We start from the raw sequence: 21,119 nt of genomic DNA, 5'->3' as shown, positions 1-21,119 counted from the left end.
GAAAACCGAGAGCCCGAAGGCGTCGCGTCAGACGCGGCGGCGCTTCGGCGGACGGCAGCCGTTGTGCGGGGTCGGGGTGACGTCCTGGATGGAGCCGACCTCGAGACCGGTCGCCTGGAGCGAACGGATGGCGGTCTCACGACCGGAACCCGGGCCCTTGACGAACACGTCGACCTTGCGCATGCCGTGCTCCTGGGCGCGGCGGGCAGCCGACTCGGCGGCCATCTGCGCGGCGAACGGCGTGGACTTCCGGGAGCCCTTGAAGCCGACGTGGCCGGCGGAGGCCCAGGAGATCACGTTGCCGGACGGGTCCGTGATCGAGACGATCGTGTTGTTGAACGTGCTCTTGATGTGCGCGTGGCCGTGAGCGACGTTCTTCTTTTCCTTGCGGCGCACCTTCTTGGCAGCGCCCTGACGACCCTTGGGGGGCATCTATAACTCCTACGGGAGGTGGTCGGTCCTGCAGCGAAGACCGCTGACGAGCGTCCGCTGAGGACTACTTCTTGCCCGGCTTCTTCTTGCCGGCGATGGCGCGACGCGGGCCCTTGCGGGTGCGGGCGTTGGTGCTGGTGCGCTGTCCGCGGACGGGCAGACCGCGGCGGTGACGCAGACCCTGGTAGGTACCGATCTCGACCTTGCGGCGGATGTCGGCCTGGATCTCGCGACGGAGGTCACCCTCGGTCTTGATGTTGTTGTCGACGTACTCGCGGATCGCGACGAGCTGCTCCTCGGAGAGGTCGCGAACGCGGGTGTTCGGGTCGACGCCGGTGGCGGCCAGCGTCGTCTGCGAGAGGGTCCGGCCGATGCCGAACACGTAGGTGAGGGCGATCTCCACGCGCTTGTCGCGCGGGATGTCAACACCGGAAACGCGTGCCATTCAATGGCTCCAGTTGCTTGTCGGAGGTCTTCCGCAGAACCGACTCCCAGCCGCCGTACCAGGTACGAACTGGGTCCCCGGCCTCCGAACCGGGGGTGTCAGGCCGACCATGGTCAGCCCGGATCCTGCGTATGAACATATTCAGCTTGCGTCGCGCGAATCTCTGCGATGGATGCAGAGGGTTCGGTCGTGCGTCAGCCCTGGCGCTGCTTGTGGCGCGGGTTCTCGCAGATGACCATGACCCGGCCGTGACGGCGGATCACCCTGCACTTGTCGCAGATCTTCTTGACGCTCGGCTTGACCTTCATGGGTGTGAGGTTCTCCGGGTCAGTGCCAGCGGTCCCAGTCGCACGCGGCGCCCGGGGCACGGGCAAGATCTACTTGTAGCGGTAGACGATCCGGCCACGCGTCAGGTCGTACGGAGACAGCTCCACCACGACCCGGTCGTCAGGGAGGATGCGGATGTAGTGCATGCGCATCTTGCCGCTGATGTGTGCCAGGACCTGGTGGCCGTTCTGGAGCTCGACCTTGAACATGGCGTTCGGAAGAGACTCGACGACAGTGCCCTCGATCTCGATGGCACCTTGCTTCTTGGCCACGCTTCGCCCTTCGAATCGACTACCTTGATCGACTCAGTGCGAGCGCATGCAGACATGCGGATGCACCAGAGCCGACGAGTCAGTCTACGTCAGGGCTCTCGGAAACACGAATCGAAAGTCTGCCCCGGCAGGGAGATCATTAAGCGCGCCCCAAAGGGGCGCGGGGCTGTATCGATATGCCGCTCCGCCGCGTGGGCGCGACAAGCCCTCACGCACCCGCAGCCGCCTGCCGGCAGGGGGACCCGCCCGGTAGGCGGACTCAGCCCAGCGGATCCGGAGCAGCGACAATGCCGAGCTCCGCCAGCTTCGCCTTGCCCCCGTCGGGAGACGTCAGCACCAGCGGCCCCTCCTCCGTCAGCGCGACGGAGTGCTCCCAGTGCGACGACCACGTACCGTCCGTGGTGACGACCGTCCAGTCGTCCTCCAGGACCTCCGTCTTCGGCGTTCCCAGCGACACCATGGGCTCGATCGCGAGGCAGAAGCCCGGCACCAGCTTCGGGCCCTTGCCGCGCCGGCGGTCGACGTAGTTCAGCAGGTGCGGGTCCATGTGCATCTCGGTGCCGATGCCGTGGCCGCCGTAGTCCTCGATGATCCCGTAGCGGCCGCCGCCGGGCTTGGGCTGGCGGCGGATGTACGTCTCGATCGCCCGCGAGACGTCGACCAGCCGGCTGCCCTGCTTCATGGCCGCGATGCCGGCCCACATCGACTCCTCGGTGACCCGGGAGAGCTCGACCAGCTCCGGAGCGTGACCGGAGCCCACGAAGGCCGTGTACGCGGCGTCGCCGTGCCAGCCGTCGATGATCGCGCCGCAGTCGACGGAGATCACGTCCCCGTCCTTGAGGACGACGTCGTCGGACGGGATGCCGTGCACGACGACCTCGTTCACCGAGGTGCAGATCGTCGCGGGGAAGCCGCCGTAGCCAAGGAAGTTCGGCTTGGCGTTGTGCTCGGCGAGCACCTTGCGGGCGACCTGGTCCAGATCCTTCGTCGTGGCCCCCGGCACGGCGGCTTCGCGGGTCGCCGCGTGGATGGCGGCCACGACCAGCCCCGCCTCACGCATCTTGGCGATCTGCTCGGGGGTCTTGATCTGCACCATGGGGGCTACGGCCTTTCTGGACCTTCGGAGAACATGAACGCCTTCAACGATACGGGGCCGCACAACGGGCCCCGCCCACACAGCGGCCGCGGCTCCCCCAGGGGGAACCGCGGCCCGTAGCTGCGCACGAACGACTACTTGTCGCCCTCGCCACGCTTGAGCGCCTCCATGGCGCGCGTCGTGACGTCCTCCACCTTGCCGAGCGCGGAGATCGTGACCACCAGGCCCTGCGCCTTGTAGTAGTCGATGATCGGCTCGGTCTGCGTGTGGTAGACCTCCAGCCGCTTGCGGACGGTCTCCTCGGAGTCGTCGTCCCGCTGGTAGAGCTCGCCGCCGCAGACGTCGCAGACGCCCTCCTTGGCCGGCGGCTTGTACGTCACGTGGAAGACGTGCGCCGACTCGTTGCGGCAGACGCGACGGCCGGCGATCCGCTTGACCACCTCGTCCTCGGGGACCTCCAGGTCCAGCACCGCGTCCAGCTGCATGCTCTCGGTCTCGAGCAGCTCGTCGAGCGCCTCGGCCTGCGAGACGTTGCGCGGGAAGCCGTCCAGCAGGAAGCCATTCTCGGCGTCCGGCTGCTCCATGCGGTCCTTCGCCATCGCGATGGTGACCTCGTCGGGCACGAGATTGCCCGCGTCCATGTAGGACTTCGCCAGTTTGCCGAGTTCCGTCTGCTGGCTGATGTTGGCCCGGAACAGGTCACCCGTGGAGATGTGCGGGATCGACAGGTTCTGAGCCAGGAACGCGGCCTGCGTTCCCTTACCGGCGCCCGGCGGCCCGACGAGGACGATACGCATCAGCGGAGGAACCCTTCGTAATTGCGCTGCTGGAGCTGGCTCTCGATCTGCTTCACGGTCTCGAGACCGACACCCACGATGATCAGGATGCTGGTCCCGCCGAACGGGAAGTTCTGGTTTGCCCCGAAACCAGCCAACGCCATCGTTGGCACGAGAGCGATCAGTCCCAAGTACAGCGAACCCGGCCAGGTGATCCGGTTGAGCACGTACGACAGGTACTCAGCGGTCGGTCGGCCAGCCCGGATGCCCGGGATGAAGCCACCATACTTCTTCATGTTGTCCGCGACTTCCTCGGGGTTGAACGAGATGGCCACGTAGAAGAAGGCGAAGAAAATGATCAGGACGAAGTAGAGGACCATGTGCATCGGGGCGTCCGGTAGCGCAAGATTCTTCTCGATCCAGATCTTCCAGTCGGAGTTGCCACCGGCGAACTGCGCGACCAGCGCCGGGATGTAGAGCAACGACGAGGCGAAGATCACAGGGATGATGCCGGCCTGGTTGACCTTCAGCGGGATGTACGTCGACGTACCCCCGTAGGACCGGCGACCGATCATGCGCTTCGCGTACTGGACCGGAATACGGCGCTGAGCCTGCTCGACGAAGACCACCAGGCCGATCACGACGAGGCCGACCGCGATGACGGTGCCGAACTCGATCCAGCCGTCTGCCAGCGAGCCCTGCTCCTTGATGGCCCACAGGGCGGACGGGAAGGTGGCAGCGATCGAGATGAACATCAGGATCGACATGCCGTTGCCGATGCCGCGGTCGGTGATGAGCTCGCCGAGCCACATCACGGTCGCCGTACCGGCGGTCATGGTGATGACCATGGTGATGGTGACGAAGACCGACTGGTCGGGGACGATCTGGCTGGCCACCGGGCACCCCGAGAACAGGGCGCCGCTGCGGGCGGTGGCGACGAGGCCGGTGCCCTGGAGGACGGCGAGGGCGATCGTCAGGTAACGGGTGTACTGCGTGATCTTCGCCGTACCGGCCTGGCCCTCCTTCTTCAGGGCTTCCAGGCGCGGGATCACCACGGTCAGCAGCTGCAGAATGATGCTCGCCGTGATGTACGGCATGATGCCCAGCGCGAAGATCGTGATCTGGAGCAGCGCGCCGCCGCTGAACATGTTGACCAGGCCGAAGAGACCCTGGTTGGCCTCGGCGTTGTCGATACAGGTCTGGACGTTCCGGTAGTCGACACCTGGGATCGGGACGTGCGTACCGATCCGGTAGACCACGATGATGCCGAGCGTGAAGAGCAGCTTCTTGCGCAGGTCGGGCGTCTTGAACGCCCGGGCGAACGCGGTGAGCACGGTGCCTCCTGCGACCCCCGCGCAACTGCGTCAAGGGTGACGGTCTTGAGGTTCGACGAATAAGTAACGGTCAACTGCCGCTCAGAGTGCCCGAAGTGAAGCACCCTGTGTAAAGAGGGCAGTGCAGGCCACCTTACCGGCGAGACTGCCGCCCTAGGAACGACCAACCGGGGATACCCCATTTGCGGAGTATCCCCGGTCGGGATCGCTCAGGTCATCGAGACGCCTGTGGAGTTCAGACGAGCTCGGTGACGGAACCGCCGGCAGCGGTGATCTTCTCCTTGGCGGAGCCGGAGACGGCGTCGACCGTCACCTGGAGCGCCACGGAGATCTCGCCCTGGCCGAGGACCTTGACGAGGCTGTTCTTGCGAACAGCGCCCTTGGCCACCAGCGACTCGACGGTGACCTCGCCACCCTCGGGGTAGAGCGCGGCCAGCTTGTCGAGGTTCACGACCTGGTACTCGGTCTTGAACGGGTTCTTGAAGCCCTTCAGCTTCGGGAGACGCATGTGGAGGGGCATCTGCCCACCCTCGAAGCGCTCCGGAACCTGGTAGCGGGCCTTGGTGCCCTTGGTACCACGACCGGCCGTCTTACCCTTCGACGCCTCACCACGACCGACACGGGTCTTGGCGGTCTTGGCGCCCGGGGCGGGACGGAGGTTGTGGATCTTGAGCGGGTTGTTCTCCGCCATGATCAGTCGACCTCCTCGACCGTCACGAGGTGGCGGACGGTGTGCACCATGCCGCGGAACTCGGGGCGGTCCTCCTTGACGACCTGCGTGTTGATGCCCTTGAGACCAAGGGAGCGCAGGGTGTCACGGTGGTTCTGCTTGCTGCCGATGTAGGACTTGACCTGCGTGATCTTGAGCTGCGCCATGATTACGCACCCGCCCCGGCACGCGCACGCAGGAGAGCCGCGGGAGCGACGTCCTCGAGGGGCAGACCACGGCGGGCCGCGATCTCCTCGGGACGCTGCAGGCCCTTCAGGGCCTCCACGGTGGCGTGCACGATGTTGATCGCGTTGTCGGAGCCGAGCGACTTCGACAGCACGTCGTGGATACCGGCGCACTCGAGCACGGCACGCACCGGGCCACCGGCGATAACACCGGTACCGGGCGACGCGGGCTTGAGCAGGACGACGCCGGCAGCCTTCTCACCCTGGATGGGGTGCGGGATGGTGCCCTGGATCCGGGGGACCTTGAAGAAGTGCTTCTTGGCCTCCTCAACGCCCTTGGCGATGGCGGCCGGCACCTCCTTGGCCTTGCCGTATCCGACACCCACGGTGCCGTCACCGTCGCCCACCACGACCAGCGCGGTGAAGCTGAAGCGACGACCACCCTTCACAACCTTGGCGACGCGGTTGATCGCGACAACGCGCTCAACGTACGCGGTCTTCTCGGCGGCAGCTGCGCCGCCGTCACGGCCCTTCCGGTCCCGCCGCTCGCCGCCACCGGCACCGCCACCGCGGCGCTGGGGTCCAGCCATTGGAATTACCTCTCTCTGTCTCCGCTAGCTACGGAACCAGGACTCAGAACTTGAGTCCGGCCTCGCGGGCGGCGTCCGCCAGGGCGGCGATGCGCCCCGCGTACTGGTTACCACCACGGTCGAACACGACGGCCTCGACACCGGCGGCCTTGGCACGCTCGGCGACCAGGGCGCCGACCTGCTTGGCCTGCGCGGACTTGTCGCCCTCGCCACCGCGGATCGAGCTGTCCAGCGTGGACGCCGATGCCAGGGTGTGACCCTTCAGGTCGTCGATCACCTGCGCCACGATGTGGCGGTTCGAGCGGGTCACGACCAGACGGGGACGCTCCGCCGTACCGTTGATCCGCTTGCGGATCCGGATGTGACGGCGCTTGATCGAGGCGCGCTTGTAGGCGTCGCCCTTCAGGATCTTCTGCCCGTATGCCATGGCTTACTTACCCGCCTTTCCGACCTTGCGGCGGATGACTTCGCCCTCGTACTTGACACCCTTGGCCTTGTACGGGTCGGGCCTGCGCAGCTTGCGGATGTTGGCCGCAACCTCGCCGACCTTCTGCTTGTCGATGCCCTCGACCGAGAAACGGGTCGGGGACTCCACCTTGAAGGTGATGCCCTCGGGGGCCTCGACCAGGATCGGGTGGCTGTAGCCCAGGGAGAACTCCAGGTTGGAGCCCTTGGCCTGGACGCGGTAACCGACACCGCTGATTTCGAGCTTCTTGACGTATCCCTGGGTCACACCGGTGATCATGTTCGCCACCAGCGTGCGGGACAGGCCGTGCAGGGCCTTGCTCTGCCGCTCGTCGTTGGGCCGGAGCACCTGCAGGGTGCCGTCCTCGGCCTTGGCGATGTCGATCGGCGCGATGACGGTGTGGGTCAGTTCGCCCTTGGGGCCCTTGACCGCGACCGTACGGCCGTCGATGGTGACGTCCACGCCGGCGGGAACCGGGATGGGGAGCTTGCCGATACGCGACATTGTGTCTCTCCTCCGTTCCCGAACTACCAGACGTAGGCGAGGACTTCCCCACCCACGCCCTTCTTCTGCGCCTGCTTGTCGGTCAGGAGACCGTGGGACGTGGAGATGATGGCCACGCCCAGGCCGCCCAGCACCTTCGGCAGGTTGGTGGACTTCGCGTACACCCGGAGACCGGGCTTGGAGATCCGCTTGATGCCCGCGATGGAGCGCTCACGGTTGGGGCCGAACTTCAGCTCCAGGACGAGGTTCTTGCCGACCTCGGCGTCCTCGACCTTCCAGCCCGTGATGAAGCCCTCCTGCTGGAGGATCTCCGCGATGTGCGACTTGATCTTCGAGTGCGGCATCGCCACGGTGTCGTGGTATGCCGAGTTCGCGTTCCGCAGACGGGTCAGCATGTCTGCGATCGGATCAGTCATGGTCATGAATTGGCCTTCGGCCTCTCTCGCCGGGGTTTCCTGGTGCGCCATCCCTCTCCCCGATCCGAGACGGGACGGGTGCGGCGCGGTGGACCTACGGCGTAGTAAGTCGTAAGGGCGGCGGCAGACGCCCAACCCCACAAGCCTACGGCATGTGAGCTGGACGTCCTGCCGCCCCAGATGCTTACCGAGAGCCCTGCTAATCCCTGATTGGGGGGATTACCAGGAACTCTTGGTCACGCCCGGCAGCTCGCCACGGTGAGCCATCTCACGAAGGCACACGCGGCACAGGCCGAACTTGCGGTACACGGAGTGCGGGCGGCCGCAGCGCTGGCAGCGGGTGTAGCCACGCACACCGAACTTGGGCTTGCGAGCAGCCTTGGCAATCAGAGCCTTCTTCGCCATCTCGCTCACGCCTCCTTGAAGGGGAAGCCGAGGTGACGAAGGAGCGCGCGGCCCTCAGCGTCGTTGGTCGCCGTGGTGACCACGGTGATGTCCATACCCCGGACGCGGTCGATCTTGTCCTGGTCGATCTCGTGGAACATGACCTGCTCCGTGAGACCGAAGGTGTAGTTGCCACGGCCGTCGAACTGCTTGGGGGACAGGCCGCGGAAGTCGCGGATGCGCGGCAGCGCGAGCGACAGGGTGCGGTCCAGGAACTCCCACATGCGGTCGCCACGGAGCGTGACGTGGGCACCGATCGGCTGACCCTCACGCAGCTTGAACTGCGCGATGGACTTGCGGGCCTTGGTGACGGCCGGCTTCTGACCGGTGATCGTGGTGAGGTCGCGGATGGCGCCCTCGATCAGCTTGGAGTCGCGGGCGGCGTCGCCCACACCCATGTTGACCACGATCTTCACGAGACCGGGGATCTGCATGACGTTCTCGTACTTGAACTCGTCACGCAGCTTGCCCGTGATCTCCTCACGGTACTTCTGCTTCAGGCGCGGAGTGGTGGTGGTCGTCATCAGATGTCCTCACCCGTCCGCTTGGCAACGCGGATCTTGTTGCCTTCGTCGTCGAAGCGGTAACCGACGCGGGTCACGACCTTCTTGCCGTCCTTCTCCACGACCAGCTGGACGTTGGAGACGTGGATCGGCGCCTCGGTGGTGACGATGCCGCCGGCCTGCGAACCGCGAGCCGTCGGACCGGCCTTGGTGTGCTTCTTGACCCGGTTGACACCCTCGACCAGGACACGGTCCTCGCGGGGGAAGGCCGCGATGACCTTGCCCTGCTTGCCCTTGTCCTTACCGGTGATGACCTGGACCAGGTCGCCCTTCTTGATCTTCATGCTCACAGCACCTCCGGCGCGAGGGAGATGATCTTCATGAACTTCTTCTCGCGCAGCTCACGGCCGACCGGGCCGAAGATACGGGTGCCACGAGGGTCGCCGTCGTTCTTCAGAATGACAGCGGCGTTCTCGTCGAAGCGGATGTACGAGCCGTCCGGACGGCGGCGCTCCTTGACGGTGCGAACGATGACCGCCTTGACGACGTCACCCTTCTTCACGTTGCCACCGGGGATCGCGTCCTTGACGGTGGCGACGATGACGTCACCGATACCCGCGTAGCGGCGACCGGAGCCGCCGAGCACACGGATGCAGAGGATCTCCTTCGCACCCGTGTTGTCGGCGACACGCAGTCGCGACTCCTGCTGGATCACGTCTATCTCCTGGTTGTCTGCCGGTTCCCGGGGAGAAGCGTGAATGACTCACGCTTCTCCCCGAGCCTGGCGGAACGATGCCTAGGGGGTCCCCCTAGGCGGGATTACTTGGCCTTCTCGAGGATCTCTACGACGCGCCAGCGCTTCGTCGCGGACAGCGGCCGGGTCTCCATGAGGAGGACGCGGTCGCCGACACCCGCGGCGTTCTGCTCGTCGTGCGCCTTGAGCTTGTTCGTACGGCGGATGACCTTGCCGTACAGCGCGTGCTTGACGCGGTCCTCGACGGCGACGACGACGGTCTTGTCCATCTTGTCGCTGACGACCAGACCCTCACGGGTCTTGCGGAAACCGCGGTCCGTCTTGGTCTCTTCAGTCACGTTGCTGCTCTCGCTCATCAGGCGCTCTCCACCGTCTCGATGCCCAGCTCGCGCTCTCGCATCAGGGTGTAGATCCGCGCGATGTCCTTGCGGACGGCCTTGAGCCGACCGTGGTTCTCGAGCTGGCCCGTCGCCGCCTGGAAGCGGAGGTTGAACAGCTCTTCCTTGGCCTCGCGGAGCTTGTTGAGGAGCTCCTCGTTGCCCAGCTCGCGCAGCTCGGACGCCTTGGTACCGGCCGACATCACGCTTCACCTGCCTCGCGCTTGACGATCTTGCACTTCATCGGCAGCTTGTGAGCCGCACGGGTCAGGGCCTCGCGCGCGATCTTCTCGTTGGGGTACGACAGCTCGAACATCACGCGTCCGGGCTTGACGTTGGCCACCCACCACTCCGGCGAGCCCTTACCGGAACCCATGCGGGTCTCGGCCGGCTTCTTGGTGAGGGGGCGGTCCGGGTAGATGTTGATCCAGACCTTGCCACCACGCTTGATGTGACGCGTCATGGCGATACGAGCGGCCTCGATCTGACGGTTCGTCACGTAGGCCGAGGTCAGCGCCTGGATGCCGTACTCGCCGAACGCAACCTGCGTGCCACCCTTGGACATGCCGTTGCGCTTGGGGTGGTGCTGCTTGCGGTGCTTGACCCTACGGGGGATCAGCATGTCGGTCAGGCCTCCGTTCCGGTGCTCTCAGCCGGAGCGGCGGACGCGGGAGCCTCGGCCTTGGGGGCCTCGGCGCCGGCAGCCTGCTGCGGCTTGCGACCGCGCCGCTCGCCACCGCGGCCACCACGGGCCGGGCGGTCGGCACCGCCGCGGGCCGGGCGGTTACCCGCACGGGCAGCGGCGTTCTCGGCGCGGACCTCGGCGATGTTCTTGACGTCGCCCTTGTAGATCCAGACCTTCACGCCGATGCGGCCGAAGGTCGTCTTGGCCTCGAAGAAGCCGTAGTCCACGTTCGCGCGGAGCGTGTGCAGGGGCACACGGCCCTCGCGGTAGAACTCCGAGCGGGACATCTCGGCGCCACCGAGGCGGCCACCGCACTGGATCTTGATGCCCTTGGCGCCGGCCTTCATCGCCGACTGCATGCTCTTGCGCATGGCACGGCGGAAGGAGACGCGGGAGGACAGCTGCTCGGCGACGGCCTGGGCCACCAGCTGAGCGTCCGTCTCCGGGTTCTTGACCTCGAGGATGTTCAGCTGGACCTGCTTGCCGGTCAGCTTCTCCAGGTCACCGCGGATGCGGTCGGCCTCGGCGCCGCGGCGGCCGATGACGATGCCCGGACGAGCGGTGTGGATGTCCACACGCACGCGGTCACGGGTGCGCTCGATCTCCACCTTGGAGATACCGGCGCGCTCCATGCCGGACGTCATCATCCGGCGGATGGCGACGTCCTCCTTGACGTAGTCCTTGTACAGCTTGTCGGCGTACCAGCGCGACTTGAAGTCGGTCGTAACGCCGAGCCGGAACCCGTGCGGGTTTACCTTCTGGCCCATTACCGGGTTCCTTCCTTGCTGCTGACGACCACGGTGATGTGGCTGGTCCGCTTGCGGATCCGGTAGGCACGGCCCTGGGCGCGCGGACGGAACCGCTTCAGGGTCGGGCCCTCGTCGACGTAGGCCTCGGAGATGTAGAGGCTGTCGACATCGGTGTGGTCGTAGTTGTGCGCGGCGTTGGCGATGGCGCTGTCCAGCACCTTGCCGACCGGCACGCTCGCGGCCTGCGGGGCGAAACGCAGGACCGCCTGAGCCTCCGTGGCGTTCAGGCCACGGATGAGGTCCACCACGCGGCGGGCCTTCATGGGCGTGACGCGGATGTACCGCGCCTGGGCCCTGGCTTCCATGGTTGTCCTTCCAGTGTCTGTCATGGTCATTCCACCCCGCGCTTAGCGGCGCTTCGACTTCCGGTCGTCCTTGACGTGACCCCGGAAGGTGCGCGTCGGCGAGAACTCGCCGAGCTTGTGGCCGACCATCGACTCGGTGACAAACACCGGAATGTGGGTCTTGCCGTTGTGCACCGCGAGCGTGTGGCCGAGCATGGCCGGCACGATCATGGAGCGACGGGACCAGGTCTTGATGACGTTCTTGGTGCCTGCTTCGTTCTGGGCGTCCACCTTCTTGATCAGGTGGTCGTCGACGAAGGGCCCCTTCTTGAGACTGCGCGGCATCTAAACCCGCTCCTAGCGCTTCTTGTTCGTCTTGCGGCGGCGGACGATGTACTTGTTCGACGCCTTCTTGGGCGAACGAGTACGGCCTTCCTTCTTGCCCCACGGGGACACCGGGTGGCGACCACCGGAGGTTCGGCCCTCACCACCACCGTGCGGGTGGTCAACCGGGTTCATGACCACACCACGGACGGTCGGGCGGACGCCCAGCCAGCGCTTACGGCCGGCCTTGCCCCAGTTGATGTTGCTCTGCTCGGCGTTGCCGACCTCGCCCACAGTGGCGCGGCAGCGGACGTCGACCAGGCGGATCTCACCGGACGGCATGCGCAGGTGGGCCATGGAGCCCTCCTTCGCGAGCAGCTGCACGGAGGCGCCGGCGGAGCGGGCGAACTTCGCGCCGCCGCCCGGACGCAGCTCGATGGCGTGCAGCGTGGTACCGACCGGGATGTTGCGCAGGGCAAGGTTGTTGCCCGGCTTGATGTCGGCCCCGGGGCCGTTCTCGACGCGGTCGCCCTGCGACAGGCCACGCGGCGCGAGGATGTAGCGCTTCTCGCCGTCCGCGTAGTGCAGGAGCGCGATGCGCGCGGTGCGGTTGGGGTCGTACTCGATGTGCGCGACCTTCGCCGGCACGCCGTCCTTGTCGTGACGACGGAAGTCGATCACGCGGTAGGCGCGCTTGTGGCCACCACCCTGGTGGCGGACGGTCACACGACCGGAGTTGTTACGGCCACCCTTGCTGTGCAGGGGGCGGACCAACGACTTCTCCGGCGTGGACCGCGTGACCTCGACGAAGTCGGCGACGCTGGCACCACGACGGCCAGGAGTCGTCGGCTTGTACTTGCGGATACCCATTTCTCAGTCCTCGTCCGATTCCGGACGATCCTGACCGCTTACGCGGTCGGACCGCCGAAGATGTCGATACGGTCGCCCTCGGCGAGGGTCACGATCGCGCGCTTGGTGGACGCGCGCTGGCCGAAGCCCGTGCGGGTCCGCTTGCGCTTGCCCTGGCGGTTGATCGTGTTGACCCCGGTGACCTTGACCGAGAAGACCGACTGGACGGCCTGCTTGATCTGGGTCTTGTTGGCGCTCGGGTCGACGATGAAGGTGTACTTGCCCTCGTCGAGGAGCGCGTAGCTCTTCTCCGAGACGACCGGCTTGAGCAGCACGTCACGGGGGTCCGTGAAGGACTTGCTCAGCGGGGTCTCGACGGTGTTCTTGCCCTCGGTGGCGTGGCGACGCGCCTTCTTGACGCGGGCCTCCTTGGCCTTCTTCGCGGCCTTCGAGGCGATAGCGGGGTGACGGATGGCCATCAGACCTCGCTCCCTTCGGTGTCGTTGGCCTTCGGGCCGGCGACGAAGGACTCGAAAGCGGCCTTGGTGAAGACCACGTCGTCCGAGACGAGAACGTCGTACGTGTTCAGCTGGCCCGGCTCCAGGATGTGGACCTGGGGCAGGTTGCGGGCGGACAGCCACGCGGCCTCGTCGGAGCGGTCGACGACCAGGAGCAGGTTCTTGCGCTCGCTGATCTTGCCGAACAGGCTCTTGGCGGCCTTGGTGGAGGGGGTCTCGCCCTCGACCACGCCGGAGACGACGTGGATGCGGTTGTGACGGGCCCGGTCGGTGAGGGCGTGACGCAGCGCGGCAGCCTTCATCTTCTTGGGCGTCCGCTGCGAGTAGTCGCGCGGCACGGGACCGTGCACGACGCCACCACCGGCGAACTGCGGCGCGCGGGTCGAGCCCTGACGGGCGCGACCGGTGCCCTTCTGGCGGTACGGCTTCTTGCCGCCACCACGGACCTCGCCACGGGTCTTGGTCTTGTGCGTGCCCTGGCGGGCAGCGGCCAGCTGCGCGACGACGACCTGGTGGATCAGCGGAATGCTGACCTTCTCGACGTCGAAGATCTCCGCGGGGAGCTCGACGGAACCGGCCTTGTCGCCCGCCGGCGAAAGGATGTCAACAGTGCTCATTACCTCAGGCCCCCTTGGCCGCGGTGCGGACCAGGACGAGGCCGCCGTTCGGACCGGGAACCGCGCCCTTGATGAGCAGCAGACCCTTCTCCGCGTCAACGGCGTGGACGGTCAGGTTCTGGGTGGTGACCCGCTCGTTGCCCATGCGACCCGCCATGCGGAGGCCCTTGAACACGCGGCCCGGGGTGGCGCCAGCCACCGATGGAACCGGGAGAGCGGTGCTTGCGCTGGGTGCCGTGTCCGGCGCCGAGGCCCTTGAAGTTGTGACGCTTCATGACACCGGCGAAGCCCTTGCCCTTGCTCTTGCCGGTCACGTCGACCTTCACGCCGGCCTCGAACACCTCAGCGGTGATCTCCTGGCCCAGCGTGTACTCGGAGGCGTCCGCGGTGCGGATCTCGACGAGGTGGCGACGGGGGGTGACGTCGGCCTTGGCGAAGTGGCCCTTGAGGGGCTTGTTCACCTTGCGCGGGTCGATCTCGCCGAAGGCGATCTGGACGGACTCGTAGCCGTCGACATCGTTCGTACGGACCTGGGTGACGACGTTGGGCCCGGCCTTGACGACGGTGACCGGGACGACGCGGTTGTTCGCGTCCCACACCTGCGTCATACCGAGCTTCTCGCCCAGGATGCCCTTGATCTGCTTAGCCATCTCTCAGATCACCGGCCTCAGAGCTTGATCTCGATGTCGACACCGGCCGGGAGGTCGAGTCGCATCAGAGAGTCAACGGTCTTGGGGGTCGGGTCGAGGATGTCGATCAGGCGCTTGTGGGTGCGCATCTCGAAGTGCTCGCGCGAGTCCTTGTACTTGTGCGGCGACTTGATGACGCAGTACACGTTCTTCTCAGTGGGCAGCGGCACCGGGCCCGCGACCGACGCACCAGTACGCGTCACCGTCTCGACGATCTTCTTCGCCGAGGAGTCGATGACCTCGTGGTCGTAGGCCTTGAGCCGGATGCGGATCTTCTGTCCCGCCATGGCTACTCAGTAGTCCTGTCTCTCGTAACGCTCTGGAACCCGGTGGTTCCAGCCCTTCTGTCCGACCCACGCGGTCGGGCGTGTCGCTCTTCCACTGACATAGATGTCCCTTGTATGAACATCCCTGCAGGGAATGCACACGGCCCTTCCGGAACCGCAGACCGGGACCAGAAGGCCACCGGGTGCCTGGCCGGTGCCGCACTGACGCTTCCCGAAAGATTCCCGTACGTCCGCCCCAGCGCTGCCGTGTGGCAGTTGGGACGACGAGTACTGTGGGACTCGCTTCCGGTCCTCCCGGCGGGAGGCGCGCAGCATCAACACTCGACCGAGCAACTCGGACAGTCTGCCATACGGGGCATGGCAGACGCCAATCGAGCCGGAGAGAATACCCCGGGGGTGATGTAGGTCAAACACGGGCCGCGGGGCCCCGGCCCTTGACAGCGAGACCTCCGGGCGCGCCCGGCGCCGGCAGAGGGGTGCCGGCAGGAACCGACTCGATCGAAGTCGACTCAAGGCCCTCCCAGTCGCTGTTCTCGGTGTCCGCAGGGCGGGACCGCAGCCGGTGGTCGGTGGCGCCCTGCTCCCGGAGCCGCGGCACCCTCACCGACAGGAAAGCTGACTCTTCAGGGGCGGGGCAAGCTCACTCAGCGAGTGTCCACACGTGCGAGGTCTTCGGAGGGGCCAACCTCTTCTCCCACTGCGCAAGGTCCGCGGCATCTTCCCCGCGCGGAATCACCCCGTTCCTGGCCTTGAAGTAGAGCCCGTAGGCCCAGTACTCCGGCTCTTCGTGGCACATGAGGTCGGGATAGGGATCGATCTCTGATCCTTCGTATGCTTCATTGATACGCGCCACGGCCTCTGCTCGGGAAATACCAAATCGGTCGACCATGACATCGGCGATTTCCCGGAAGTAGCGCAGCATACCGTCATCGAGCGTCGTAAGGAACTCCTGCGTCCTCTTCATGGACCCCATCTCCGCAAGAACGAATTATCGAACAATCGGGCGGCTCGCTCCGAGTAAATGGCTACCTGATGTCCATTGAAGACACCCTCCGCCCCTCTCTTGAAGTCGCTCACGTTTCTGAGCATGGGGCCCTCGACCAGTTCATAGCTGTGCATGTCGGCTCCGCTCCGATCCAGACGATGACGTCTGATGAAATCAGAAAGCTCATCACTCGGGCCATCGAATATCTTGCCATCAAGCTTGTCCAACTCGCTCTTGGGCACCCGGAAATGGAGCACCGCAGGAACGTCCTTATTACTGTCCGCCAGTCGTTTCGCCCACTTCAGGGCCTGCGCTGGATCATTTGTCACGTAGAATCCACCGAAGCCGAAGTCCATCGGCCGAGGCGAAATGCTCGGATTGATTCCATTGGCTAGGATGTTGTCCGCGGCGCTTCCGTAGGTGCCATGGTACAGATTTACCGTGCAGGGGGCTTTCAGCCCGAGCGGGTCCTTCCACTGCAGTGGATTCTTGACGTACGCATAGTGGTTCGGCGCGGGCGTACGTCCCCGGGGGTCTGGGCTCAGGTAGCGTGCCGTGCCTGGCTCGTAATAGCGGTGATGGTTGTAGTGCAGCCCGGTTTCCGCGTCGAAATACTGACCCGGGAACCGCAGGGGGCACTCGATGCCGCTGCCGCCGGACGCTGCGAGCCGCACGCCCCACAGTGTCGTCGACTGCGTCCAGACGACGTCACCTTCAGGGTCGACCAGTTCTGTGGGAGTGCCCAGGAGGTCGGTGACGATCGCGTAGAAGCGCTCGTCGATCTGGTCCTGCGGGGTGTCCGGGCCGATCGGACCGGTCCCCCGCACCCGCTGGCTGATCGGCACCTGCCCGTCGCCCCAGTCCCACGTCAGGCTGACGTGCCCGTCTGTCTGCTCAGCCAAGTCGTCCGCATCCCAGAAGAAGGCCACCTGCTCCAGGATCGTCGTATCGTCCACCAGCAGTTGCTTGGCGATGCGCCGACCGAGGGGGTCGTAGGTGTAGTGCCAGTGGCGGCCGTCCGGTGTCAGAACGTCCGTGAGCTGGTCCTCGGCGTTCCAGGCGTATCGCCATTCGCGGCGGCCGCCGGAGAGCAGTTTCGTCACTCGACGGACCAGCCGCCCCTGGCGGTCGTGCCGGTAGAACGTGCGGTCGGCCCGCTCGATGACGGTGCCGGAGTAGGTGCGGTCGCCGGGCGCGTTCTCCTCATCGCCCAGCGGTTCCGACGCACTGAAGCCGGTCAGGTTACCCAGGGCGTCGTACCGGTAGGCCTCGTCCCCGCCTGCCCCGCCTCGAGCGGCCGTCACCCGCCCGGCATGGTCGAACTCGAAGGCACGTTCGCCGCGCACGGTGTCCGTCACCGACGCCATCAGGCCGTCCGACCTGTGCCGGTAGACACGTTCCCTAAGATCTTCGCCCCTGGTCACAACCCTCTGAGTGGTGACCATCCGGTCCGCGTCCCACTCATGGGTCAGGCGCGTGGCCTCGCCCAGGACTCGCTCGACCTCGCGGCCGACGACGTCATAGTGGAAAGCGACATCGTGTCCGCCGATGTCCTGCACCATCGAGCGCCGCCCAGGCTCGTACGTCCACTCGGTCGTGGCGCCGCTGGGGGTCCTACGGGCGGTACGGCGCCCAGTGTTGTCGTACTCGGACCGCACTTCCCGGCCATTCCAGGACTCTGCGAGCAGGCGACCGACCGCGTCGTGCTCGCGGGTGAGTTCGACGTCCGCGTTGCGGGCCCGGACGAGCTGACCGAGCAGGTCGTACTCGTAGGTCGTAGTGCTGCCGGCTGCCTCCGTGGCGACGACGTTGCCGAGAGCGTCGTACCTGAACCGCGTCGTCTCGCCTGCCCCGTTGGTCCGCTCGACCAGTTGTCCCGCCGCGTCGTAGCGGTAGGTCAGGGTGCGGCCGTTGTAGTCGGTCTCCGAGATGATCCTGCCGACGCCGTCGTATATGTAGGTCCAGTTCTGGCCGACGGCGTTGGTGACGCTCCGCAGCCTCAGTTCGGTGTCGTACTCGTAGCGCTCGGAACTTCCGTCCTCGTTCTCCCGCAGCGTGCAGAGGTCGAAATGCGCGTTCGCATAGTTCGTACGGCGGCCGTTCGAGGAACTGTAATCGAGCGGATTGCCCTCGGGGTCGTAGGACCATCGCTCCGACGTCCCATCAGGGAGGTGACGCCAGGAAATGCGCCCCTCCAGAGTCCAGCCGACCCGCGTGACCTGGCCGAATGCGTCGGTAAGTTCGGTGATGCGACCGAAGGCGTCGCGCCTGAACCTGCTGGTGGCACCCAGTTGGTCCGTGCGGCCGACGACAAGGCCCGCGGCGTCATTGACAAGGGCTTGCTGAAGGACGCCCAATGCGTCGGTGATGCCGGTGAGCGCCCCGTTGCCGTCGAACGTGAAGGACGTGGTCCCGCCCAGCGGGTCGACGACCGCGATGCGATTGCCCCGGTCGTCGTACGCCGACTCCCAAGTGCTGCCGTCCGGCTGCACCACCTTCGTCACTTGGCCGTTTTCGTCGTACTCCCGGCGCACGACGCCCCCGTCGGGGCGGACGACGTGCGTGATGTTGCCCTGTGAGTCATGGCTGAAGGAGGTGGTGCGCCCGAGTGGGTCGGTGAGCGCGACAAGGCGCCCGTTCTCGTCCCAGTTCCTGCTGACCACATGCCCCAGAGGATCGATCTCGCGAACGGGCCTGTAGTCCTCGTTGAACGTGTATGTGATCGAGTAACCGAGGGAATCCGTCGCCACCGTGGTGCGCGATTCCTCGTCATACGCGTAGGAGTAGGCGAGCACGCCACCGTCACCGGCCGTTCGTATGCAACGGCCGACGGCGTCGTACGTGTACCGGTACTCGTACCCGACGCGGCTACGCCAACCGGTGATCCCCTGCCATCCCCTTCACCAGACGCAGTGCCTCGGAGACATCGTCGGCAAAGTCGTGCAACTGCTTCGCAAGCGTGCGCACCCGCTGCGGATCACCAGGGGTCGGATCCTTGTCCAAGTCCAGGACATGCCAGTCCGCAGGCCTGTGCCCCGCCATACCACAACCCCCGTCACACCCACACCAACGTCAACAACCGTATGCACACGTGAACTTACAAGGCACAACCGTTCGACGAAAAGATCAACCAGTGAAGCGGAACGTAGAAGTGATCGCGTCGAAGATGTCGAAGAAGGAGTCCGCGAGGTCGAGCACCTGACTGCTGCCCGCCACGAGAGCCACCTTGCCCTCCTGGCCCGGCACGGGAACGTACGTCTGCATCAGCACAGCCCGGATGGTGCGGTTGAGCGCGTCGCCCGGTACGGCGATGTCCTCGATGCCGTAGGTCCGCGCCGCCGGGCCGACTCCGGGGATGTCGACCGTCGTCACTTTCCGCCAGGAGTCCCCCTCCCGCTTGGCCTCCTTGACCGCGAGCTGACTCGCGATGACGGCCGGGTCGTTCGACAGCGGCTCACCGCGCTCGTTGCGGCCGCCGACCAGGGAGACCGTCACCGACCCGGTGATCGGGGTGTCACCGCCGAAGCTCTCCGCCATGCAGCCGCAGTACAGCGCGCCCGACTTCCACGCGTCCGCGGCGGTTTTCTTGAGGAAGTCGACGTACGTGTCGCTGTACTGCTCCAGCTCCGGCCGCTGCCGCACTCGTTCGTTCACCATCCGCCGGATCGAGTCGTCCCGCGACTCCGGCCGTACGTCGAACTCCCACCACGACTCCGGCACCTTGATTCGGAACCCGCCCCTCTCGACGGTCAGTGCCTCCATGTAGCGGGCCATGACGCCGGCCTCCCGTTCGCTCGGTCACTCGTGCGGACATCGTGCCACTGTGCCGTGTGTCGCCGCCGTCATGGGGCCCGGTCCACTCACTCCTCCAGCGTCCAGAACGCAGAGTCCCTCGGAGGCGCAGGGCGCCCCAGTGTCACACGGCCCACCACGAAAACGGGGCCCACCATGCGCACCGTCACAGCCACCGCGCCCTCACCCTGGCCCTCGCCGCAGCCGCGGCACCTTCACCCAGGCCCTCATCAACCGCCCTGGCGGCACCATCCGCATCGGTCAGCCCACACAGGGCGTCTTCTCCGACGTCATGGAACGCAATCTGCCCAACGGCACGACCGCCTTCCTCCCGAACGAGGAGTTCCTCAACCGCTCCGGCCACACCTACGACGGCACGGGCGCCCCGCCCCACCTCACCGAACCGGCCTTCACCAAGGAGGAGTTCGCCAAGAAGCGGGACTCCGCGTTCGACCGCGCGGTGAGCGCCCTTCGGAACGACGGCTAGACGGACGCCACGAAGTCCGACCAGGCCTCCGGCGCAAGCGCAAGCCGGGGGCCTTCGGTGTGCTTGGAGTCGCGGACGTGCACAGTGCGGGGCACTATCGCGATCTCGACGCAGGAGTTGCCATCGGGGCCGTCGCTGTAACTGCTCTTGAACCACGCCAGTTCAGAGACGTCCTCGGCAGAAGCCTTGCGGATCATGTTTCTCCAAGCACTTGCTCGATGAAGGCCAGCGACTCTCCCGGCGTATGAGCCTGCGCCCGGATGGTGCCATACCGCAGCTCAAGGATCCGCAGGTGCTTCGGATCAGAGGTCGGCCGACCGCTGAACGCACCATCGGAGCGCCCCACGGCCGTGCCGTCTGCGAACTTCACCACCTCGATCCTGCCATCCAGCCCAGGGTGGGCTCCCGAGCTCAATGGCATCACCTGAAGCGTGACGTTACGCAATCGAGCCACCCCCAGCAGGTGTTCGAGCTGCTGACGCCACACCATTGTGCCTCCAACCGGCCGACGCAGCGTCGCCTCTTCCAGGACGAAGCTGAGCGCGGGAGCAGGAGAGCGCTCGAAGATCGACTTCCTGGCCATACGGGCGGCGACCAGGTTCTCCACTTCCTCCTCCGAGTACGGCGGCTGCCACGCCTCGAACAATGCGCGCGCATGCTCCGGCGTCTGCAACAGCCCATGGATGCTGAGCCCGACGTACACCCCCAGCTCAACCGCCTTGCCCTCCAGTTCCGCAAGCGCCCGCACGCTCTTCGGATACCGGACCCTCTTCACGTCCTCCCACGTCGCCGCAATCAGCCCACCCGCCCCCAGCACCTCATCAGCCCTGACCAGATAGTCCTGCCGAGGGATCCGCTTCCCGCCCTCGATCTTGTAGACCATGTCCTCGCCGTACCCGACCGCCGTCCCGGACTCGGCGGCCCGCATCCCCACCGCCTCCCGCCGCAGTTTCAGCTGCCGCCCGACGGTGGCGATGACCGCGACGCCCCACTCGTCGTCCGGATCCACCTCCAACCCGGCTCGTCCGCCTCGTCCTTGAGCCGACCCGCGTCCGCCTCGACCGCCGTCATCCCGCACCCTTCCGTCGTACGACCGTGCCAGCGCCCTACCCGTACGACCGGACCCGACAGCCCGGACACCACCGGACAAGCTCCGGACAGTT

Annotated in this window: 32 protein-coding genes and 2 pseudogenes; 1 reads left to right on the top strand and 33 read right to left on the bottom strand. The window is 66.1% G+C overall.

All coding sequences use genetic code 11. From position 1 onward, the window contains the following. Nucleotides 1-27: 27 nt before the first annotated feature. The 31 genes and pseudogenes from rpsK to V8690_RS26090 all read right to left on the bottom strand — a co-directional run bounded on the left by rpsK (nt 28) and on the right by V8690_RS26090 (nt 19,451). A complete protein-coding gene (gene rpsK, locus V8690_RS26240; protein WP_003956432.1) occupies nt 28-432 on the bottom strand; it encodes a 30S ribosomal protein S11 in 405 nt (134 codons plus the stop codon). A gap of 64 nt (nt 433-496) precedes the next feature. Continuing rightward, nucleotides 497-877 carry a 30S ribosomal protein S13 gene (gene rpsM, locus V8690_RS26235; RefSeq protein WP_338782545.1) on the bottom strand — a complete coding sequence of 127 codons (381 nt, stop codon included), beginning with the start codon at nt 875-877 and terminating at the stop codon, nt 497-499. Between the two features lie 194 nt (nt 878-1,071). After that, complete coding sequence (gene rpmJ, locus V8690_RS26230; RefSeq protein WP_003998809.1) at nt 1,072-1,185, bottom strand: 50S ribosomal protein L36; 114 nt, start codon at nt 1,183-1,185, stop codon at nt 1,072-1,074. 69 nt (nt 1,186-1,254) lie between these two features. Next, the gene (gene infA, locus V8690_RS26225; protein WP_003948620.1) at nt 1,255-1,476 is read right to left on the bottom strand and encodes a translation initiation factor IF-1; all 222 of its coding nucleotides are present in this window, start codon (nt 1,474-1,476) and stop codon (nt 1,255-1,257) included. 259 nt (nt 1,477-1,735) lie between these two features. Then, nucleotides 1,736-2,572: a type I methionyl aminopeptidase gene (gene map, locus V8690_RS26220; RefSeq protein WP_338782544.1), complete on the bottom strand. Its 837-nt coding sequence runs from the start codon at nt 2,570-2,572 to the stop codon at nt 1,736-1,738. A gap of 134 nt (nt 2,573-2,706) precedes the next feature. Then, entirely contained in the window at nt 2,707-3,369 is a 663-nt protein-coding gene (locus V8690_RS26215) for an adenylate kinase (RefSeq protein WP_150482526.1), read from the bottom strand. Next, nucleotides 3,369-4,682 (bottom strand): preprotein translocase subunit SecY, encoded by a 1,314-nt coding sequence (gene secY, locus V8690_RS26210; RefSeq protein WP_338782543.1) that lies wholly within the window; start codon nt 4,680-4,682, stop codon nt 3,369-3,371. The genes V8690_RS26215 and secY overlap by 1 nt, the downstream gene beginning before the upstream one ends. Nucleotides 4,683-4,917: 235 nt before the next feature. Then, on the bottom strand, nt 4,918-5,373 hold the full coding sequence (gene rplO / locus V8690_RS26205; RefSeq protein WP_338782542.1) for a 50S ribosomal protein L15: 456 nt from the start codon (nt 5,371-5,373) through the stop codon (nt 4,918-4,920). Nucleotides 5,374-5,375: 2 nt separating this feature from the next. Next, complete coding sequence (gene rpmD, locus V8690_RS26200) at nt 5,376-5,558, bottom strand: 50S ribosomal protein L30 (RefSeq protein ID WP_003974250.1); 183 nt, start codon at nt 5,556-5,558, stop codon at nt 5,376-5,378. Nucleotides 5,559-5,560: 2 nt separating this feature from the next. Further along, the gene (rpsE, locus tag V8690_RS26195; RefSeq protein WP_009190144.1) at nt 5,561-6,166 is read right to left on the bottom strand and encodes a 30S ribosomal protein S5; all 606 of its coding nucleotides are present in this window, start codon (nt 6,164-6,166) and stop codon (nt 5,561-5,563) included. A gap of 43 nt (nt 6,167-6,209) precedes the next feature. Continuing rightward, complete coding sequence (rplR, locus tag V8690_RS26190; protein WP_184987145.1) at nt 6,210-6,593, bottom strand: 50S ribosomal protein L18; 384 nt, start codon at nt 6,591-6,593, stop codon at nt 6,210-6,212. Between the two features lie 3 nt (nt 6,594-6,596). Further along, nucleotides 6,597-7,136, bottom strand: a complete 540-nt coding sequence (rplF, locus tag V8690_RS26185; protein ID WP_059424839.1) for a 50S ribosomal protein L6 — start codon at nt 7,134-7,136, stop codon at nt 6,597-6,599. 23 nt (nt 7,137-7,159) lie between these two features. Continuing rightward, nucleotides 7,160-7,558, bottom strand: a complete 399-nt coding sequence (rpsH, locus tag V8690_RS26180) for a 30S ribosomal protein S8 (protein WP_086601011.1) — start codon at nt 7,556-7,558, stop codon at nt 7,160-7,162. 213 nt (nt 7,559-7,771) lie between these two features. Beyond that, complete coding sequence (locus V8690_RS26175) at nt 7,772-7,957, bottom strand: type Z 30S ribosomal protein S14 (protein ID WP_003948630.1); 186 nt, start codon at nt 7,955-7,957, stop codon at nt 7,772-7,774. Between the two features lie 5 nt (nt 7,958-7,962). Beyond that, on the bottom strand, nt 7,963-8,520 hold the full coding sequence (gene rplE, locus V8690_RS26170; RefSeq protein ID WP_010036711.1) for a 50S ribosomal protein L5: 558 nt from the start codon (nt 8,518-8,520) through the stop codon (nt 7,963-7,965). Beyond that, a complete protein-coding gene (rplX, locus tag V8690_RS26165; RefSeq protein ID WP_010036713.1) occupies nt 8,520-8,843 on the bottom strand; it encodes a 50S ribosomal protein L24 in 324 nt (107 codons plus the stop codon). Before rplX ends, rplE begins: the two co-directional genes overlap by 1 nt. Nucleotides 8,844-8,845: 2 nt before the next feature. After that, nucleotides 8,846-9,214 (bottom strand): 50S ribosomal protein L14, encoded by a 369-nt coding sequence (rplN, locus tag V8690_RS26160; protein ID WP_003998823.1) that lies wholly within the window; start codon nt 9,212-9,214, stop codon nt 8,846-8,848. 104 nt (nt 9,215-9,318) lie between these two features. After that, nucleotides 9,319-9,609, bottom strand: coding sequence for a 30S ribosomal protein S17 (gene rpsQ / locus V8690_RS26155; RefSeq protein ID WP_338782541.1), 291 nt, complete (start codon nt 9,607-9,609; stop codon nt 9,319-9,321). After that, complete coding sequence (gene rpmC / locus V8690_RS26150; protein ID WP_010036720.1) at nt 9,609-9,833, bottom strand: 50S ribosomal protein L29; 225 nt, start codon at nt 9,831-9,833, stop codon at nt 9,609-9,611. The genes rpsQ and rpmC overlap by 1 nt, the downstream gene beginning before the upstream one ends. Further along, nucleotides 9,833-10,252, bottom strand: a complete 420-nt coding sequence (rplP, locus tag V8690_RS26145) for a 50S ribosomal protein L16 (protein ID WP_338782540.1) — start codon at nt 10,250-10,252, stop codon at nt 9,833-9,835. Before rplP ends, rpmC begins: the two co-directional genes overlap by 1 nt. 5 nt (nt 10,253-10,257) lie before the next feature. Further along, nucleotides 10,258-11,082, bottom strand: coding sequence for a 30S ribosomal protein S3 (rpsC, locus tag V8690_RS26140; RefSeq protein ID WP_086560684.1), 825 nt, complete (start codon nt 11,080-11,082; stop codon nt 10,258-10,260). Further along, nucleotides 11,082-11,429: a 50S ribosomal protein L22 gene (gene rplV / locus V8690_RS26135; protein ID WP_010036727.1), complete on the bottom strand. Its 348-nt coding sequence runs from the start codon at nt 11,427-11,429 to the stop codon at nt 11,082-11,084. Before rplV ends, rpsC begins: the two co-directional genes overlap by 1 nt. A gap of 42 nt (nt 11,430-11,471) precedes the next feature. Then, entirely contained in the window at nt 11,472-11,753 is a 282-nt protein-coding gene (gene rpsS / locus V8690_RS26130; RefSeq protein ID WP_003992359.1) for a 30S ribosomal protein S19, read from the bottom strand. A gap of 12 nt (nt 11,754-11,765) precedes the next feature. Further along, nucleotides 11,766-12,602, bottom strand: coding sequence for a 50S ribosomal protein L2 (gene rplB, locus V8690_RS26125; protein WP_006140909.1), 837 nt, complete (start codon nt 12,600-12,602; stop codon nt 11,766-11,768). 38 nt (nt 12,603-12,640) lie between these two features. Beyond that, complete coding sequence (gene rplW / locus V8690_RS26120; protein ID WP_338782539.1) at nt 12,641-13,060, bottom strand: 50S ribosomal protein L23; 420 nt, start codon at nt 13,058-13,060, stop codon at nt 12,641-12,643. Beyond that, complete coding sequence (gene rplD, locus V8690_RS26115) at nt 13,060-13,716, bottom strand: 50S ribosomal protein L4 (RefSeq protein ID WP_059424831.1); 657 nt, start codon at nt 13,714-13,716, stop codon at nt 13,060-13,062. Before rplD ends, rplW begins: the two co-directional genes overlap by 1 nt. Nucleotides 13,717-13,720: 4 nt before the next feature. Continuing rightward, nucleotides 13,721-14,366, bottom strand: a pseudogene (rplC, locus tag V8690_RS26110) (50S ribosomal protein L3). 17 nt (nt 14,367-14,383) lie between these two features. Beyond that, nucleotides 14,384-14,692 (bottom strand): 30S ribosomal protein S10, encoded by a 309-nt coding sequence (gene rpsJ, locus V8690_RS26105; protein WP_003948644.1) that lies wholly within the window; start codon nt 14,690-14,692, stop codon nt 14,384-14,386. 640 nt (nt 14,693-15,332) lie between these two features. Beyond that, on the bottom strand, nt 15,333-15,656 hold the full coding sequence (locus V8690_RS26100; protein ID WP_338782538.1) for a hypothetical protein: 324 nt from the start codon (nt 15,654-15,656) through the stop codon (nt 15,333-15,335). After that, entirely contained in the window at nt 15,653-18,472 is a 2,820-nt protein-coding gene (locus V8690_RS26095) for an RHS repeat-associated core domain-containing protein (protein WP_338782537.1), read from the bottom strand. Before V8690_RS26095 ends, V8690_RS26100 begins: the two co-directional genes overlap by 4 nt. Before the next feature lie 331 nt (nt 18,473-18,803). Continuing rightward, the gene (locus V8690_RS26090; protein ID WP_338782536.1) at nt 18,804-19,451 is read right to left on the bottom strand and encodes a hypothetical protein; all 648 of its coding nucleotides are present in this window, start codon (nt 19,449-19,451) and stop codon (nt 18,804-18,806) included. 220 nt (nt 19,452-19,671) lie between these two features. Here V8690_RS26090 and V8690_RS26085 point away from each other — a divergent pair. Beyond that, nucleotides 19,672-19,956: pseudogene (locus V8690_RS26085) on the top strand (protease); the annotation flags it as partial. Here V8690_RS26085 and V8690_RS26080 read toward each other — a convergent pair. Together V8690_RS26080 and V8690_RS26075 are read right to left on the bottom strand one after the other, a co-directional pair. Beyond that, the gene (locus V8690_RS26080) at nt 19,953-20,153 is read right to left on the bottom strand and encodes a DUF397 domain-containing protein (RefSeq protein ID WP_338782535.1); all 201 of its coding nucleotides are present in this window, start codon (nt 20,151-20,153) and stop codon (nt 19,953-19,955) included. The pseudogene V8690_RS26085 and the gene V8690_RS26080 overlap by 4 nt on opposite strands. Then, on the bottom strand, nt 20,150-20,965 hold the full coding sequence (locus tag V8690_RS26075) for a helix-turn-helix transcriptional regulator (RefSeq protein WP_338782533.1): 816 nt from the start codon (nt 20,963-20,965) through the stop codon (nt 20,150-20,152). The genes V8690_RS26080 and V8690_RS26075 overlap by 4 nt, the downstream gene beginning before the upstream one ends. Nucleotides 20,966-21,119: the final 154 nt, after the last annotated feature.

This window comes from Streptomyces sp. DG1A-41, from assembly GCF_037055355.1.
Classification (GTDB): Bacteria; Actinomycetota; Actinomycetes; order Streptomycetales; family Streptomycetaceae; genus Streptomyces.
This window is presented reverse-complemented; position numbering and strand designations above follow the sequence as displayed.